This is a genomic window from Faecalibacillus sp., from assembly GCF_047023275.1.
Lineage (GTDB): Bacteria > Bacillota_I > Bacilli_A > Erysipelotrichales > Coprobacillaceae > Faecalibacillus.
The window spans coordinates 60,227-77,238 of record NZ_JBKYAR010000010.1; the positions used below are offsets into that span (position 1 = coordinate 60,227).

Below are 17,012 nucleotides of genomic sequence, written 5' to 3' on the forward strand. Positions count from 1 at the left end.
CACCTTCTTTCTACTTTATATGTAGTAAGTCTCTTACAACAACACTTGCAATGATCAAACCTGCACAACTTGGTACAAAAGAAATACTACCAGGTGTTTTTTTATGTGTCTCAGGATCTACAGGTGCATCTGTTTCAATGGGCTTTTCTGTAGAATAAACAACTTTTAAAGCAGGTATTTTTCTTTTCTTAAGTTCCCTTCTCATAACTCTAGCAAGTGGACAAATAGATGTTTTATAAATATCAGTTACCTCCAACTTTGTTGGATCTAACTTATTACCTGTTCCCATTGATGAAATAATTTTAATCTTTTTCTCTTGTGCTATTTCTACCAATTTAATTTTAGCTGTTACTGTATCAACAGCATCTACAATATAATCAAATTCATCAAAAGGAAAATGATCAACTGTTTCAGGCAAAAAGAAATCATCATATGTTAAAACATGACAATGTGGATTAATAGATAAAATACGTTCTTTCATAACTTCTACTTTTTTTTGATCTATTGTTTGATGTGTCGCAATAATTTGACGGTTAAGATTTGAAACAGAAACCGTATCATGATCAATGATATGAAGTGTTCCTACACCAGCTCGAGCCAGTGCTTCAACGACAAAACCACCCACACCACCAACACCAAAAATAGCAACGGTACTGTTTTGTAAGGTATCTATTCCTTCTTTTTTTATTAATAATTCTGTTCTTGAAAATTCTTCCATAATAATCACCTGTAAAAGTATACCATAAAATAAAAAAGGCTTCCGCCTTTTTTATAAACCTTTTTCAGATAATTCACGTGCAACATCATCTTTGATTGTCACACCTGCTGCTTTTAACTCGGCAATCTTATCTGCAAATTGTGGTAAGTATTTTTCATGAGCAATCAATAATTCATTTAAAACATTAACCATTTTTTGTCCTGATACTGTTTGTGGATTTAAAATGAATGCTTGCATTAATAATCCATAATCTCCTGTTACAGCTGCTTCTTCAACACATAATTCCATGTTTTTCATGCATTGTAACCATCCTCTTTGAGCTGGTTGTAATGGTCCAAAGGCAATAGCTCTTGCCCCTGCTGAACCAATATATGCTGAAACTTCTACTGCACAGTCAGCTGGTAAATCTGGGACAGATCCATTATTTTTTGTTGTTACAACGATATGTGATAATTTATTTCCATAAATAGAAGCAATTGTTTCACAAGCTGCATCTGAATAATGTGCTCCTCCACGTTTTGCTAATTGTTCAGGTTTATGATCTAGATTTGGATCTTTATATAATTCAAATAATTCATGTTCTGTTTGTTGTACTTGTTGTCCACGAGTTCCTACTTTAGGGTCATTATATTCCTCTAAGTCATGAGCCAACATTTCTTCTTCACGATAATAATATCTATGATATCCACATGGAATCATATTCATTTGAAGTAATTGTTCTTTAAAGAATGGAATATCATGAATGTTTGCAGGAATTCCCATATCTTTTCCTTCATACATTGCTTCAATGATATCTTTAGTCACTTCTTTACCATTTTCATCATAAACTTTATGCCAATGGAAATGGTTTAATCCAGCAAATTTATAAGTTAATTGATCTAATGTTTTACCAATTGTTTTTGGTTCATCAAGCATTGCTCCAACTGGAACATTACATAAACCAACAACTTTATCCCATTTACCAAATCTCATAACTGCTTCTGTAACCATTCCTGATGGATTTGTAAAGTTAACAAGCCAAGCATCTGGGCATAATTCTTTCATATCTTCAACGATTGATAAGATAACTGGAATTGTTCTTAAAGCTTTAAACATACCTCCAGCACCATTTGTTTCTTGACCTAACATTCCATAGCTAAATGGAATTCTTTCGTCTTTAATACGGGCATTTAATAACCCAACTCTAAATTGAGTTGTAACGAAATCAGCATCTTTTAATGCTTCTCTACGATCTAATGTTAAATGAACTTTAACATCATAAGGAGATGCATCCCACATACGTTGTGCCATTTTACCAACGATTTCTAATTTTTCTTTTCCATCTTCAATATCAACAAGCCAAATTTCTTTGATTGGAAGTTCATCATATCTTTTAATAAATCCTTCCATTAATTCTGGTGTATAACTACTTCCTCCACCAATTGTTACAATTTTTACAGGTTTTTTACTCATTTCTATATCCTCCATTTTTTGACACATTCATTATAACATAGAGGTCTATACAAGAAAGCTTATTTCATTTTATGAAAAAAAATAGAAGCTCTCGCTTCTATTTTAAATTATCTAATACTTTATAGATTTCTTCAGCAACTTCATCCATTGATTGATTTCCATCAACGTTAGTAAGTTCACCTAACATAGTGTAGTAATCAATTAAAGGTTTAGTTTGTTTATTGTAAGTATCAATACGTACTTGAACAGCTTCTTCACTTTCATCAGAACGTTGTGTTAATTCACCACCACATACATCACAAACACCTTCTTTTTTAGGTGGATTGTAAACGATATGATATGATTTACCACAATCAGCACAAGTTCTTCTTCCTGATAAACGTTTAACTAATACATCTTCAGGAATATCTAAGTTGATTACAGCATCAATTTTAAAATTGAACATTGAACAAATATCAGCTAATTTTCTAGCTTGAATGATTGTTCTTGGGAAACCATCTAAGATGAAACCATTTTTAAATTCTTCAGTGTTAATATTTTCTTCTAAATATTCTTGAATCATTTGAATTGTAAAATCATCTGGTACTAAATAACCAAAAGAAATAAAGTATTTAGCAATAACACCAAATTTTGTTTCTTCTTTAATTGCTTTTCTAAATAAATCCCCTGTAGAAATTTGTTTTAAACCATATTTTTCCACCAATTTAGCAGCTTGAGTTCCTTTACCAGCACCTGGTGGCCCCATTAAAATTATATTCATTACTATCTCTCCTTTAAGCAATGCCTATTATATGCTTTTTTTTCATTAAATGGAACTGATTTATGAAAAAAAGAATACTTTTTTAATGATTCTATAATCATTTTTCAAAGAAAGGGTTTTCATTTATTTTTGCCACCTAAAATAAAACTCTACACCATCATCTGAATTAATAACTCCATAACTCATTTCATGAAGTTCTAGAATATTTTTAACAATCGCTAACCCTAAACCTGTTCCCTTTTGATCATCACTTACAAAGGATTCCCAAATAGTATCCATACGTTTTTCATCAATTTGTTTTCCTTTATTTTCAATAGAAAATTCATTTTCTTTGATTTCAATTTTAATCGTACTATTAATAAGTGCATGTTTTATCGCATTTGATAAATAATTTTGAATCACCATTGCAATTCTCTTTTTATCACCAACAAGTAAAATATCATCCCCTTGAATTTCTATTTTTAATTTTTTATCCATTAATAACTGTTCATAATCATCTATGATATCTTCCGTTAACTCTCTTAAATCAATTTCCTTTTTATCTAAAGTAATTGCTTTTGCTTCTAATCTAGATAAATCTAACATTTGTAATATCAAATCATTAATAACACCTATTTCTTTGTTAATCACTTCTATATACTTATTTTTCTTATCTTCATCCTCTACATTTTCTAACAAATCAATATTTCCATTAATAATCGCAAGTGGTGTTTTTATTTCATGAGTAAATTGAGCAATAAATTCTTTCCTTAATTGTTCCATTTTTTTAACTTGGTCTATTTCTAAATTCAATGCATCCATATTCCTTTTTAAATTAGAAGACATTGTATTAATATGACTTGAAAGACTTGATAATTCATCATGTCCTTTTGTATTCAATACAACATCAAAATGATTATTACTGATTTCTAAAGCTGCTTGATCAATTTGCTTAATACGTCTTGTTGTTATATAAGAAATAAATAAAGAAAATAATAAACTAAATAAAATTCCTCCATTATTTCTAACTCTAGTTTTTGATAACTAATGTGTATGTCCTTCAACAGCGACAATATCTTCTGGATTTTCAGCAATTGCCTTACAAGCAGCTTCAATTCCTTTAACAATTGTATCAAGTGATAAACTTGGTGCATTTGTTGGACGATTAGCAACTTGACTTGTAATAAATGGTACATGCATAAATCCACCACGCATTGATGGATATTTTTTAGCAATTGTATAAAGAACACCATACATTAAATGATTACATACATAAGTTCCTGCTGAATTAGAAACACTTGCTGGAATATCAGCTTTTCTAATTTCAGCAACCATTGCTTTGATTGGTAAAGTTGAAAAATAAGCATTTTCTCCATCTTCAAAAATTGGACCACTTAATGGTTGATTTCCTTCATTATCAGGAATACGTGCATCATTAATATTGATAGCAACTCTTTCTGGTGTTAAATCAAATCTTCCACCTGCTTGACCAATACATAAAACAACATCTGGTTGTTCTTTTTCAATAGTATTTGCAACTGTATCAATTGATTTATAGAAAACAGTTGGCACTTCTAATTTAACGATTTCAAGATCACCAATTTTATCTTGAACACGTTTGACAGCTTCTAAAGCTGGATTAATTTTTTCTCCTCCAAAAGGATCAAATGCAGTTAATAATAATTTCATTTCATTTCCTCCTAGAAAGCTAATACATACATTAAAACAATATGTATTGCTAACATAATTAACGCAACTGGTAATTGTGAAATTATTATAGCATATTTACTCTTGGTTTCCAATAAAGCTGCAGGCATAATATTAAAGTTTGCAGCCATTGGTGTCATTAAAGTACCACAATATCCTGCAGTTAATCCTAAAGCACCAACAACAATTGGATTAGCACCTTGAGCAATTAAGAATGGATATCCAATTCCTACAGTAATAACCGCAAAAGCAGCAAAACCATTTCCCATAATCATTGTAAATAAAGCCATACCAATACAATAAACAGCTACAGCGATAAGATGATTTCCTTCAGGAATAATAGCACCTACTCCAGCAGCAATAACTGCACCTACTCCAGCAGCAGTAAATAATGATCCTAAAGCTGCTAAAACTTGTGGTAAGATACCTGTTGTTCCTACGTTATCTGTTAAACGAATACCATCTTTAAATGGTAAAGAGAATTTAGGTTTGAAAATAAAGTAAGCAACAATTAAACCAATGATAGCACTAATACCAATAGCATTGTTTGCTCCTAAATCTGTAAAGAATGTTGCCACGACAACAGCTGATAAAGCTAAAACAACTGGTGGGATAAATGATTTATAACCATATTTATCTGCATTTTCTCTTGTTTCTTTAGCTGTTGGAATATGCATTGCTGCTGGTTGTACTAAACCAAAAGCAGTTAAGATTGCTAAAACAATAATGCATGCTCCTGTAATCCATGTAGGAATATAAGGTCCAGCAATAAATGTAATAGCTAAAATAAACCAAAAAATAGCAGTTGTTGTTCTTTTTTCAACTTCTTTATTTTTTAAAGCGCTGACTCCAGTAAAAGCAAAAATAAGTCCAATAATACAATAGAATACTTCTGCTAAAATTGTACTTGTATTCCAATCCATTTCTAACATACTATTTTTCTCCTCCTTGCTTTTTACTAAAACGTTTCTTTAATTTACGATCATACCATAAAGCATAACCAATACCCACAATAACTGAAATTACTGCAATTGGGATTGAATTTAAAGCAATTTGATTTGCAGTTACTTCTTGAGCAATATTGTGTGATTTGAAGATTTCATTTAAAGTAGAAACAATTAATAAAGTTCCTGATGACCCCATGAAACAGTTTTGAGCAAAGAAGTTTCCATAGTTTTCTGTTCCAGCTGCCATTCCTTTAATTTCATCTTCTGTTTTTTCATCAACTTCTCCATATTTAGCAATTGCACATGCTTGTGCCATTGGATTAATTAAAGGACGAATAAATTGTGGATGTCCTCCAATACGTAACGAAAATGCTGATGCAACTGTACGAATGACTTGCCAAATAGATAATAAACGACCTGTTGTCGCACTTTTAATACCGCTAATAAAATCAACGGCTTTATCGCGAAGTCCCATACGTTCACATAGACCAATAACTGGTAATGTTAAAATAAATAATGTTGCTGTACGGTTTGTAAGGAAAGCAGATCCTAGTGTTGATAAAATATCCATAATAGACATTCCTCCAACTAAACCAGTAACGATACCAGCAACAACTACGGTAGCTAATGTATCAAATTTTAAAGCAAAACCAATGATAACAATAACTATTCCAATAAGTTTGATAGCGTCTCCCATTATATTTTTCCTCCTTAGTGACTGTGAAATTATATACTGAATTAAATATTTTTGCAAATTATTCTATATATTAAAAAAAATGGCATTCTTCCTGCCATTTTCATTATTTATTGATTACATTTATCGATAGGATATTTCTTTTCATTCATTGCCATTTTCATATCAACAATTTCATCAACATCTAAATTAAGTTTATCTAATAAATCCTGACAATAAATAATCACATCTGCTAATTCTTCTTTAACATGTTGTAAATCATAATTTTCTTCATCCCATTGGAAACATTCCAAAAGTTCACTTGCTTCTATTGAAATAGATTTAGCAAGATTAGCAGGTGAATGAAATTTCCCCCAATGACGATCTTCTGTAAATTTTCTAATACGTGTTAATGTCTTTTCTTTCATTCTCATTTTCCCCTATTATCTCTTGTTCTAACTTAATATTGTTTTTCAACATATAATCAATTACTTCATTTTGACTTTCTTTAAAGAATAATAGTCTTTTGCGATCGTTTTGTGTTAAAGGTTTTGTATAGTCTTTATATCTTTTTAACATTTCTACATTCATTTTATATGGTTGAAAAGGAATTTGCGTTTTTTTTATTAAAGATTCATAGATATGGAAGCCACCTGCATCGATATCACCAAAATGAAAATAATTAACACTTTCTCCTAAAAAATCATAAAGACATTTTAAAAATGCTTCAATTGCATGATTATGAAAACCATTTGTAAAAATATAGAAAGTGTCTTTTAAAGGTACATCATGAAATGATGTTAAATTTTCAATAGTCATTATCTGTTTTGCATCAATATTTTTAATTTTTAAATCATTGATGCAAATACTTGGTAAGACAAAATAATGATTCATTTGATTTAAATCGATGATTTGTTCATTGATTTGTAAAATAGCATTTCCTTTTAAATACACATACGCTGGATTTTTACGAATATAGAAAAGCTCAAAAGCATCGTCTACATTTTTGATAGAATCATCATAAAAATCTTTAATAATATGATAAATTTCTTAATTAACCATCTGACACATCTTTTGATTTAACTCCGTTATTCTCACTTTAAACCGAGGAGTATAATCTATCACTTCTTTAAAATATTATATACTTTTCTTAAAGAGGTGGATACTATGGCTAAAAATCAAAAACCAAAAAAGGATTCTTTAATTACTTTAACTAGAAAATATGCAAATAATCATGATGAATGTGTAAAATTCTTTTTTAAAATGAAATGGCCTGTTGGCTTTTACTGTGAAAAATGTGGATGTACACATTACTATTCCATTAAAAGAGGTGATGTCTTTCAATGTAAAGAATGTGGTCATCAACATTACTTACTTTCTAATACTATATTTCAAGATAATAAGCTAGATCTTTATAAATTGATTTTAGGAATGTATCTCTTTTTTACGGCAAATAAAGGTTTGTCTGCGATTGAATTAGCTAATGAATTAGAAATAAATTATAAAACAGCGCTATTACTTTGTAGAAAATGTAGGATTCTTATGTCCCAAAGTAACAGTGAAAAAATTCTGGACAGCTTTTTTTATGAAGCAGACGTTGCTTATATAGGCTCAAAAAGTAAAGAAGAACACAAACAAGGAGTTGCTACTGAACAGCAACCCTTTTTAGTAATGTTATCAACAGATAAAGAAAATAAATATCCAAAATTTTTAAAATTAATGCCAGTAGCTGTAGATAGTACAAATAATATTGTTAGATTCATCTCAAAAAAAGCAATACTTTCAAAAGAAAGAATACTAAACACTGATGGAAAAACAACTTTTTTAGGATTAACTGATAAAATAACATTAAAATCAGAAAAAATACTCTATGATGAAGAAAATCATAGATTGTATTGGCTTAATGTATTAATTGGTGATATAAAGAATAATATTACTGGTATATATCATGGAGTAACTAAACGTGACTTACCTTTGTTTTTGAATGAACAAGAATGGCGTTTCAACCATAGATATACTGGAAAGAACTTCATGAACAAAATACAGAAATATGTTTTGAAATCACATCCATGTCCTAAAAAAGCAATTATTACTGTACTCAATTTATCCGAACCATACTATGCACATGTGTCAGATGGTTAATTAAGATAAATTTTATTTTTATACTTTTCTAACTTTTTTGTATCACCTAATACTTTTTCAGAAAATCTTCTAAAAGAGATTTCATCTTTTTGATTAATCATTCCTTTTAATATTTTCATGACATTTTCTAAATCATTTTCATCATAAACTTTTAAATAAGGCAAAAGACTTTGTTGATGAATAGTCCTTTTTTTCATTTCTTCAACAAAATCTTTAATAAATGTCTCTTCTTGATATTGATCAAGCAAATTTAGATAATAAGCTATTTTTTCTTTAACTGGTACTCTTTTTAATTCTTTATAAATTCGATCAATACAATTTTCTTCTTGATTTAAAATGAGTTCTCTATCTCCTAAAATACTCTCTTTAGAAAATTCAACAAACCCTTGAGATTGTAATTGAAAAGCAATATTTTCTAATTCATTTGTTTCTTCATAATGAAAGCTATGTCCATATTCAGGAAACTTTTTATGTAAAACAATAGAAATCTTTCTTGGTTTTTCACTTTTTCCTTTATAATAACTACTTTTTTCAAAACGATCAATAAACTCATTTAAGATTTCATTTCTATAGTTGTTCATCTTTAAAACCTTCTACAAAAGATTGTTGTCCTTGTTTAATAACAAGCAATCTTGTATTAACATAAGGAATAATCGTACTTGCTCTTGAAGGTGGTACTGCAATAAATGTTTGAATTTCACGTTCATTGTAGAATTTAATCATTTCTTGAATTCTTTGTTCATCCATATTATTGAATGCTTCATCAAAAATAACGACACAACCAAAATCTTCATTTTGATTTCGATTACGGATAACTTGTTCAAAACTTGCTGCCATAATAACATAAAATGGTGTTTGTGTTTCCCCACCAGATTTTTCTTTATTGACTTTTGAAAAATAAGCAAAGTCTCCACTTGCATATTTGATTTTAATATCATAGTCTAAGTAATTACGGTAGTCTGTATATTCCATGAGCATTTGTTCAGTTTCTTGATCATTTTCTACAGAAGATAATTTAATAAATAAATCATCCATAATTCTTCTTTGACTTTCACTTAATGTTTCAGATAAAAGATTATTCACCATATATTCTTTTCCTGATTGGATAATTTTATAATATTCTTTAAAATCATCTCTTGAAGTTGGTGAAACACAGAATTCATAGGTTTCACCATTAAAATCTCTTTGTGCTAATCCTTTATTTAATTCAGCTATATCTTTTTTTGCATTTTCAATTTTTTCATTTAATCCAGAAATAAATGATGTTTTAAAAGATTCTTCACATTTAAGTTTTGCTTGTCTTGTTTTTTCTTCTTTAGAAACAATATCCATCTCCTTTAATTGATGGTATCTTTGTTTATAACTTTCAATATCTGTTAAAGCATTTTCAAAACCAATATTATATACATCATTATAGTCTTTCATTTTCATGACTATTTGATTTTCAATTTGATTTGCCTTTCGTTGATAACCATTTCCTTGTTGTTCAATATCATTTTTCATACCATTAAAATCTTTAGAAAAACGTTTTAAATAAATAACGACTTGTTGATCAGCTACTTGAGTAACATCAACATGTTCCATTTCAAATTGAACTATTTTTTCATGTAATAATTGATATTCTTCTTGAGTTTGTTCAAGTTGTTCTTTAAATGTTTCTAGATTATTTTCAAGACTTCCTTTTTTCATAAGTGAGTCTTCTTTTTCTCTTTTTGTTTTTTCAAGTTGTTTTTTTACTGCGTCACATTCTTCTTGTAAAGAAATAAGTGAATCATCTAAAATTAATTTTTCATAACGATCATTAATTTCTTGATATTCTTTTAGTAAATTATGATATTCATCAATTAAATCTAAGCGATAGAAGATATGATCTGCTTTGGATTGATTTAATAATGCTTGACCATTTTTTAAATCTTCATAATTTGCTTTTTGTAATTTAATTTCTTGTTTCAAGTTTTCTAATTCTTGTTCAATTGTCGCTAATTGAATTTTAATAGCACCTAATCCAATATATGGCTTATTGTAAATACGTGGATTGATTGCACGTGCTGTATAATTTTTATAAAGCATACATGTTGGCGTAATCGCTGTAGCATAATTTCTAAGTTGTGTAACATCATCGACACATTGTACTTTAGAAAGCAACATGTTGACATACCATCTAGCATATGTATTTTTACAATCTAATTGACTTGCAAGTGTATCTTTAACAGACACATCTTCATATCTTGCCATTTTCGCAACATCAACAATTCCTACACCATATATACCTCTTTTATTTTTATATTCTTCATAAACAAGTAATGCATATTCAAAATATTCTGGTTCAATGATTAAATCAAATCTTTGACTATTAAGATATCCTTCTAATGCATTTCGCCATTTTTCATCTTTAACTTCAATATATTCACATAATGGTTTAACTTCAATTGTTTTTCCATAATGGCTTGTAAGTTTTTCATTTAATAATTGAATTAATTCTTGAATTTCTTTTCTATAATAAAGTTGATTTTCTTTAAGAGAATCATATTCTTTACAATGTTCATTAAAACGATCAACTGTTTGTGTCATTTCAATTTTTAAATGTGATATTTTTTCAGTAACATCCTTTGTTCTTTTAGAAACTTCTTCTACAATATTTCTAAATGCATGTGTCAATGTTTCTGTTTGATAATCTTGATTTTGAAGAATTTGGATATAACTATTTGGTATTTTTATTTTCTTTAATAATTGTGTTTCTTGTTTAATTTCTGTTACAAGAGTTTGATAACTGTTTTCTTTTTTATCTTTTTCTTTTTTGAGTTGTTCACTTTCTTTTTGTAATTCATTTTTTAAGTTATAGGTTTCGTTTTCTCTTAATGATTCATCTAAACGATGATATCTTTCTTGATAAGTTTCTTCATCTTGATTTAATTGTGTAAGTTTTTGTTGTACAAAATTTAATTGATCATTTATTTTTTGATATTTCTTTTGACTATTATCAATAATAGTTTGTAATTGCTTTTCTTGTAATTTTTCTTTTAAACATTCTAAAACATCCATTTGAAAGTGCGTATCTAAATAAGTATCATATTGATTTACAACACCTTCTAATGATTCACATTCTTTTTTAGATATTTTTAATTTTTCTTCAAGAACTTTATAGTGTTTGATACTGTCTCTTAAATTTTGAATATCAACAAAGTCTTCTTTTAATAAAAAGTCAACAATGAATTGATAAACATTATCAATGGCTTTAAAAGCAAGTGCTCTCGTTACTAAATCAAAATATTTACTTTTAACACCTAAAGCATTTCCAAACAAACTTTCTCCTTCTTTAATTGTATCTTTAAAAATACCTGTTTGTTGATGATCAATTAAAGCTTTTTTAAATTCTTTTCTTGTCAAAACTCTTCTTTCTTCAATAAATGTTACATCACTTATCTTACAATCAATAATTTGGAAAAAATCTCTATTTAATCTTCCTCCAGCTGGCAAGTCAATAACAGTTCCAATAATTTGATATTTTTCTGTCTTTTCATCATAAAACTCTAATGCAATATAAGTTGTAACATCCCCGTTTCTAACGAACTCATGCCCTTCAATTCCTGTTTTACAACGAATATAAGACTCTAACGTCCGATTTCCAATATCACTTGCTGCTTTATTAAATTTACATTTACCAGCAGTTAAAACATATTGAATCGCATCTAAAATTGTAGATTTCCCTGTTCCATTTTCTCCAGTAATTAAGGCATTTTTATAGATTTCAAATTCTTCATTAGAAAAAGTATGCCAATTAATCAGTTTCACTTTCGTTAATGTTTTCATCGTGATCTCCTTTTTTATATTGTTGAATACGTTGATTGATTTCATCTATTTTTTGAATTGGCAAAATATAATTAATTGTTGGATAAATAATTAAACGGGTATCATCTTCGTTTAAATCACCAATACGTTCACATATATTATATCTTGACAAGAAATGATAGATATTTTTTAAATCTGTCTTTTTAAGACGTTCATTATAAATACCAGTTGCTTCTATTTCACTATGAAGTTCCCCTAAAGAGATATGAATAAATTCAGTATCTTGTAATTCTTGTGACTTTTGAAAATAAAGTTTTCTAAGTAACAATAAAACAATTGTTTGCATTTGATTAAGATTTAAATGATTGTAATTATTTAAATTATGGATATAGATCACACGATCTGCTTTATATAAATGAAAATCATAATCAAGCATCATTAAAAAATCTTTAAATAGTTGTTCATTTTCACTAATAAAATAATAATCTTCACGATCTCTTTTTCTTCCACCACAAATAAAATTAACCGCTAATAATCGATTTAGAATACGTGAAAATTCTTCTTTTCTTTTTTCAGATAATAACAAATATGCCTGTGACATATTTTTCATCAGTTCATTTTTATTCATCTTCAACTCTCCTTATCATAAATTCTCTAAATTGATAATGATCTTTCTTTATAATATTTTCTTGTGGTTCTATTTTATATCGAGCATTTTGGCTAAAGCCATAAAGCCATGTCAAAATAAATAAAGATAAATCTTTATTTTGATCATAATAATTTGAACCCAACATCGTTTTTTGTTGATCCAAACATTGTAAAACATTTTTTTCAATAGCTGTTTTTGTATATTTTTCATTTTGCTTTAATTTTTCAATCGCCATTAAACGTGTTTGTTCATCTAATTGTGTATCTAAAATCAAATCCGTATTTTTGACTTTTTTTATTTGTCTTGGTAAATATAAAGAATTTTGATCTAAATATTTATTAATTGAAATCGTTGCTACTTGATCAAATACTTCTGGACAATCTTGTCCTTCTTTAATAATATCGTTGATTTTACCACCAATATCTTCTTTGACATTCATTAAAAACATAATTCGATTTGTTGCTGAAGCAACAAACTTTTCATTTTTACGATTGATTTCATTAATTAAATCTAAAATACTTTCAAAGGCATCAATAATATAAGATGTTTGTTTATAAAATAAATCCATTGCCTCTTGATAAGTTAAATCTTTAGAAAGCATAATATTTCCTATAATCGTTTTAGATGTTTCTTGATCATCTTGTATTCTTTGAATTTGAGAAATAATACTGTTTCGATATTTTAAAGGATGATCTTTAGTTGTTAGATTATAAAAAGCACGATCTACTATCTTTAATTGATAGTCACTTAATAAAGAATCTAAAATTTGATTTAAATCATTTTTCATATTATCTTGAACAAGACGTTTGATATAACGCTTAATATTAGTATTTAAATTTTTTAATTTTGTCATTAAATTTTTTGTCATACTATATTGTGCATCTAGAATCTTATGTCCATTTTCAATATCAAAATTTTTAAATTGGGAATAAATACTATAAACCATACTTGAGTATTCTATGTCTCTGTCTTCTTCTAAATTCATTAAAGTTTCAATAATACTAATAGCATAGTCTTCAAAACTAGCATAAACATGATAGTTTTCCCCTACTTCTTCACTCAACCAACCGCATTCTTTTAATCTTCGATAAATATAAAAAGCACGTTCTCTAGGTGATTGACTTTGAAGCTCTTCAAGCTCAATTAAGTGACTACTAAAATATTTTGTTAACTCATAAATCAAGTTTTCTTTCAAAGATGCAAAGGATGCATCATCCTTAATATACTCATAAAGAACACAAATACATTCACTGATAACAACACGATCTGCTGTATTAAATATATTAAAAAAGTTTCTTGGTAATGTATCAAATATATTAACCATGGTTACCTCCAATCATTAAAAACTCTTTTTTATTTATAAATAGCTTTGCAATTATAACATTTTTTAATTTATTAAAAAAGATGCTTTCGCACCTTTATCCTTTTAATCCTCTTGATTGTCTATCCATATCTTCAACAACAATATCATAAATTTCACCAAGTGTTGAACAATATTCTAAAACCTTCCATGGCTCATTTGTATGAAAATGAATTTTAATCAATTCATCATCTCCAACAGCTAGTAAACAATCTCCCTTAAAATGTGTTGTAAAATATTCACTAATTTTATCTTCATTTAAGTTTTTTCCTTCAATTAATAATTGTGTATCATATTTAAATTCTAACATAGTTAACTCCTTTATTTTAATAACGTATAGGCAATAGATGCCATGATTCGAGGTCCTTTATTAAGTACTTCTTCATTAAAATTAAATGCCGTATTATGAGGTGAAGCCGTAATATCTGTTAATAATTTCATATAAGTAGCTTTACCACCATGAACTTGAACATATTCCATCATATAAGAAAAATCATCACTACCTCCTAAAGGGTTCAAATTTTCTGGAGGTAATTTTAAATCTGGCATTTCTTTAACACAAATATCTCGTATTTGATTCATAAAGTCTTCATCACAATTCAAAGCAAATGCCTTTCCCATTTGTTTAATCTCAACAACGGTATCATGCATTAAAGCACAGGCATTAATAATATCTCTTGCATAAATTTCCATGTAACGATTTAATTCTGTCGTTACTCCACGTACTTCTATTTCAAGTTTTGCTGTATCAGGAACAACATTTCTACCTGTTCCTGCATGAACTGTTCCTACATTGACACGGGTTTGTCCATCACTATTTCGAGGAATTGAATGCAAATTAATAATACAGTTAGCTGCTGAAAGCAACGCATTTTTCCCAAATTGTGGAGACTCTGCAGCATGTGTTGATACCCCATGATAAATAACATCTAATTTTGTTGTTGCAAAAGACTCATTCATTCCAAAATAGAGGTCATAATCATTGACACGAGGCATAATATGAGCCGCAAAAATATAGTCAACATCATCTAAAAATCCACTTTTACAAATTGACTTTGCTCCTCTTACACCTTCTTCGGCTGGTTGAAAAATAATTTTTAAAGTTCCATGTAAATGTTCTTTAAGCTCCATTAAAATTTTAGCTGTTGTTAAACCAATAGATGCATGTCCATCATGTCCACAAGCATGCATAGCTCCTAAATGGCAAGAAGAAAAACCTTCTTGTTTTGGATAATGCCCATCTGTTGAATCTTCAACAAGCCCTAAAGCATCAATATCAAAACGAATAGCTACAATAGGACCCTCACCATTTTTTAAAACACCAGCAACAGCAGTCATTCCATTTTTAACTCGTTCTAAATATTTGGGATTAGCTCCTTCTTTTTTAGCACGTAAATAATTAATATTAAAAATAGCCTCTGGTGGTAATCCCATACGAGCATCTTTATCCATAATATCTTTTCCTACTAAAACTTCATAGCCTAAGTTTTCTAAAGTAGTTGCAATTTGACATGCTGTACGTATTTCTAACCAACCTCTTTCAGCAAAGTGGTGAAAATCACGACGTTGATTGATTGTCTCTTGATGATATTTTTGAGCAAGTTGCTTAATTGTCTCGTACATTGTTATCACTTCCTTGTTGATTACATTATATCTCAAAATAAAACATGATGATAGTTTTTTACATATCATCATGTTTTAATCTTATTTCATTTCATTGCTTTGCGCTGTATATATTGACTTATTGCCATTGATTAAATACGCAAAAATACAAACAATAATAAAGGCAAACATATTAGATCCACCAAAAACTTCTAAACCTATCATGATAGGTGCAAATAATGTATTTGTTGCTGAAGCAAAAACTCCTGCATAACCAAGTGCTGCGCATAATTCAATAGGTAAATGAAAAAGATAAGCAAGAATAAATCCTAATGTAGATCCTATTGAAAATAAAGGCGTTACTTCTCCACCTTGAAAACCAATAGCTAATGTTATGACAGTAAAAATAAGTTTTAAAAACCAATCATACACTGTAACATTTTGATGAAAAGATAGCTCTATTAAATTTGTTCCTAGTCCACTATATCTTCCCTTAAAAATCATTAAACCTATTACTAAAATAATTGAAACATATCCTATTCTTTTATAGGAATTTTTAATTTTATCTTTTAAAAACGTCTTTGAGACAGATAATGCAGTCGAAAATAATCTTCCTACAATTCCAAAAATAATTCCTAAAAGAATCATCAGCATGATATGTTTCATATCATTTACATTCGCATATTGCTGTATATTCACACTAAATTTCTCTAATCCTAGAAAATGAGATGTATACGAAGCAATAAAAGATGCAATAAAACCTGGAAGTAAAGCTTCATACTCTATCTTACCTATAACTATAACTTCCATTGCAAAAAATAAAGCTGTAAGTGGTGTTTGAAACAAACCAGCAAATCCAGCAGCCATTCCCGTAATCAATAAAACTTTTCCATTTTTAGGAAAATGAAAATACTTTGTAAAATAATGTGAGAGTGTTGCTCCAATTTGGACAGCAACCCCTTCTCTACCTGCACTTCCTCCAAACAAATGAGTAATCCAAGTACTTATCATGACTAAAGGAATAAGTATTAGAGGTATTTCTTTTCTTTTTTGTTGACCCGTTTCAAAAACAAGTGTCATTCCTTTTAAACATAATTCATTAAAATGATAATAGAGCCATGTGATCAAAATTCCTGTTATCGGTAAAAAAGGTATTAAATACCAAAAATATTTATTTCGTAGTAAGTGCCAAATAAAATAGTGTATTTAAAAAAGTCGATTGAATTGATACAAT

17 protein-coding genes are annotated in these 17,012 nt (G+C 28.5%); 1 reads left to right on the forward strand and 16 read right to left on the reverse strand.

The genetic code is table 11. The features are described from left to right. Positions 1 to 10: 10 nt before the first annotated feature. The 9 genes from ACLVEP_RS04940 to ACLVEP_RS04980 form a co-directional block, all read right to left on the reverse strand. Positions 11 to 718 (reverse strand): ThiF family adenylyltransferase, encoded by a 708-nt coding sequence (locus tag ACLVEP_RS04940; protein WP_412583241.1) that lies wholly within the window; start codon positions 716 to 718, stop codon positions 11 to 13. 51 nt (positions 719 to 769) lie between these two features. Further along, a complete protein-coding gene (locus ACLVEP_RS04945; protein WP_412583243.1) occupies positions 770 to 2,170 on the reverse strand; it encodes a 6-phospho-beta-glucosidase in 1,401 nt (466 codons plus the stop codon). 97 nt (positions 2,171 to 2,267) lie between these two features. Continuing rightward, a complete protein-coding gene (locus ACLVEP_RS04950) occupies positions 2,268 to 2,930 on the reverse strand; it encodes an adenylate kinase (protein ID WP_318000311.1) in 663 nt (220 codons plus the stop codon). 123 nt (positions 2,931 to 3,053) lie between these two features. Further along, positions 3,054 to 3,920 carry an ATP-binding protein gene (locus tag ACLVEP_RS04955; RefSeq protein WP_412583266.1) on the reverse strand — a complete coding sequence of 289 codons (867 nt, stop codon included), beginning with the start codon at positions 3,918 to 3,920 and terminating at the stop codon, positions 3,054 to 3,056. A gap of 33 nt (positions 3,921 to 3,953) precedes the next feature. Next, positions 3,954 to 4,598 carry a pyroglutamyl-peptidase I gene (gene pcp, locus ACLVEP_RS04960; protein WP_412583245.1) on the reverse strand — a complete coding sequence of 215 codons (645 nt, stop codon included), beginning with the start codon at positions 4,596 to 4,598 and terminating at the stop codon, positions 3,954 to 3,956. A gap of 11 nt (positions 4,599 to 4,609) precedes the next feature. Further along, positions 4,610 to 5,548, reverse strand: coding sequence for a DUF979 domain-containing protein (locus ACLVEP_RS04965; protein ID WP_412583247.1), 939 nt, complete (start codon positions 5,546 to 5,548; stop codon positions 4,610 to 4,612). A gap of 1 nt (position 5,549) precedes the next feature. Then, positions 5,550 to 6,260 carry a DUF969 domain-containing protein gene (locus ACLVEP_RS04970; RefSeq protein WP_412583248.1) on the reverse strand — a complete coding sequence of 237 codons (711 nt, stop codon included), beginning with the start codon at positions 6,258 to 6,260 and terminating at the stop codon, positions 5,550 to 5,552. 107 nt (positions 6,261 to 6,367) lie between these two features. Continuing rightward, positions 6,368 to 6,664 carry a nucleotide pyrophosphohydrolase gene (locus ACLVEP_RS04975; RefSeq protein ID WP_412583250.1) on the reverse strand — a complete coding sequence of 99 codons (297 nt, stop codon included), beginning with the start codon at positions 6,662 to 6,664 and terminating at the stop codon, positions 6,368 to 6,370. Further along, a complete protein-coding gene (locus ACLVEP_RS04980; protein WP_412583252.1) occupies positions 6,636 to 7,190 on the reverse strand; it encodes a Wadjet anti-phage system protein JetD domain-containing protein in 555 nt (184 codons plus the stop codon). Before ACLVEP_RS04980 ends, ACLVEP_RS04975 begins: the two co-directional genes overlap by 29 nt. Positions 7,191 to 7,403: 213 nt before the next feature. Here ACLVEP_RS04980 and ACLVEP_RS04985 point away from each other — a divergent pair, with 213 nt between their 5' ends. Beyond that, positions 7,404 to 8,378: an IS1595 family transposase gene (locus tag ACLVEP_RS04985; protein ID WP_257360652.1), complete on the forward strand. Its 975-nt coding sequence runs from the start codon at positions 7,404 to 7,406 to the stop codon at positions 8,376 to 8,378. Here ACLVEP_RS04985 and ACLVEP_RS04990 read toward each other — a convergent pair. The 7 genes from ACLVEP_RS04990 to ACLVEP_RS05020 form a co-directional block, all read right to left on the reverse strand. Beyond that, complete coding sequence (locus ACLVEP_RS04990; protein WP_412583254.1) at positions 8,375 to 8,959, reverse strand: hypothetical protein; 585 nt, start codon at positions 8,957 to 8,959, stop codon at positions 8,375 to 8,377. The two genes, ACLVEP_RS04985 and ACLVEP_RS04990, sit on opposite strands and share 4 nt — an antisense overlap. Continuing rightward, positions 8,946 to 12,188, reverse strand: a complete 3,243-nt coding sequence (locus ACLVEP_RS04995) for an ATP-binding protein (RefSeq protein WP_412583255.1) — start codon at positions 12,186 to 12,188, stop codon at positions 8,946 to 8,948. Before ACLVEP_RS04995 ends, ACLVEP_RS04990 begins: the two co-directional genes overlap by 14 nt. Continuing rightward, positions 12,157 to 12,795: a DUF4194 domain-containing protein gene (locus ACLVEP_RS05000; RefSeq protein ID WP_022002533.1), complete on the reverse strand. Its 639-nt coding sequence runs from the start codon at positions 12,793 to 12,795 to the stop codon at positions 12,157 to 12,159. The genes ACLVEP_RS04995 and ACLVEP_RS05000 overlap by 32 nt, the downstream gene beginning before the upstream one ends. After that, a complete protein-coding gene (locus ACLVEP_RS05005) occupies positions 12,788 to 14,140 on the reverse strand; it encodes a Wadjet anti-phage system protein JetA family protein (protein WP_412583257.1) in 1,353 nt (450 codons plus the stop codon). Before ACLVEP_RS05005 ends, ACLVEP_RS05000 begins: the two co-directional genes overlap by 8 nt. A gap of 94 nt (positions 14,141 to 14,234) precedes the next feature. After that, the gene (locus ACLVEP_RS05010) at positions 14,235 to 14,486 is read right to left on the reverse strand and encodes a kinase to dihydroxyacetone kinase (protein ID WP_412583259.1); all 252 of its coding nucleotides are present in this window, start codon (positions 14,484 to 14,486) and stop codon (positions 14,235 to 14,237) included. A gap of 11 nt (positions 14,487 to 14,497) precedes the next feature. Continuing rightward, positions 14,498 to 15,799 (reverse strand): amidohydrolase, encoded by a 1,302-nt coding sequence (locus tag ACLVEP_RS05015; protein WP_412583260.1) that lies wholly within the window; start codon positions 15,797 to 15,799, stop codon positions 14,498 to 14,500. Positions 15,800 to 15,880: 81 nt separating this feature from the next. Further along, the gene (locus ACLVEP_RS05020) at positions 15,881 to 16,906 is read right to left on the reverse strand and encodes a chloride channel protein (RefSeq protein ID WP_412583261.1); all 1,026 of its coding nucleotides are present in this window, start codon (positions 16,904 to 16,906) and stop codon (positions 15,881 to 15,883) included. Between the last annotated feature and the right edge of the window lie 106 nt (positions 16,907 to 17,012).

Coding starts and splice junctions, on each gene's coding strand:
- ACLVEP_RS04940 (WP_412583241.1), bottom strand. CDS start 718: ATGGAAGAATTTTCAAGAACAGAATTATTAATAAAAAAAGAAGGAATA.
- ACLVEP_RS04945 (WP_412583243.1), bottom strand. CDS start 2,170: ATGAGTAAAAAACCTGTAAAAATTGTAACAATTGGTGGAGGAAGTAGT.
- ACLVEP_RS04950 (WP_318000311.1), bottom strand. CDS start 2,930: ATGAATATAATTTTAATGGGGCCACCAGGTGCTGGTAAAGGAACTCAA.
- pcp (WP_412583245.1), bottom strand. CDS start 4,598: ATGAAATTATTATTAACTGCATTTGATCCTTTTGGAGGAGAAAAAATT.
- ACLVEP_RS04965 (WP_412583247.1), bottom strand. CDS start 5,548: ATGTTAGAAATGGATTGGAATACAAGTACAATTTTAGCAGAAGTATTC.
- ACLVEP_RS04970 (WP_412583248.1), bottom strand. CDS start 6,260: ATGGGAGACGCTATCAAACTTATTGGAATAGTTATTGTTATCATTGGT.
- ACLVEP_RS04975 (WP_412583250.1), bottom strand. CDS start 6,664: ATGAAAGAAAAGACATTAACACGTATTAGAAAATTTACAGAAGATCGT.
- ACLVEP_RS04985 (WP_257360652.1), top strand. CDS start 7,404: ATGGCTAAAAATCAAAAACCAAAAAAGGATTCTTTAATTACTTTAACT.
- ACLVEP_RS04990 (WP_412583254.1), bottom strand. CDS start 8,959: ATGAACAACTATAGAAATGAAATCTTAAATGAGTTTATTGATCGTTTT.
- ACLVEP_RS04995 (WP_412583255.1), bottom strand. CDS start 12,188: ATGAAAACATTAACGAAAGTGAAACTGATTAATTGGCATACTTTTTCT.
- ACLVEP_RS05000 (WP_022002533.1), bottom strand. CDS start 12,795: ATGAATAAAAATGAACTGATGAAAAATATGTCACAGGCATATTTGTTA.
- ACLVEP_RS05005 (WP_412583257.1), bottom strand. CDS start 14,140: ATGGTTAATATATTTGATACATTACCAAGAAACTTTTTTAATATATTT.
- ACLVEP_RS05010 (WP_412583259.1), bottom strand. CDS start 14,486: ATGTTAGAATTTAAATATGATACACAATTATTAATTGAAGGAAAAAAC.
- ACLVEP_RS05015 (WP_412583260.1), bottom strand. CDS start 15,799: ATGTACGAGACAATTAAGCAACTTGCTCAAAAATATCATCAAGAGACA.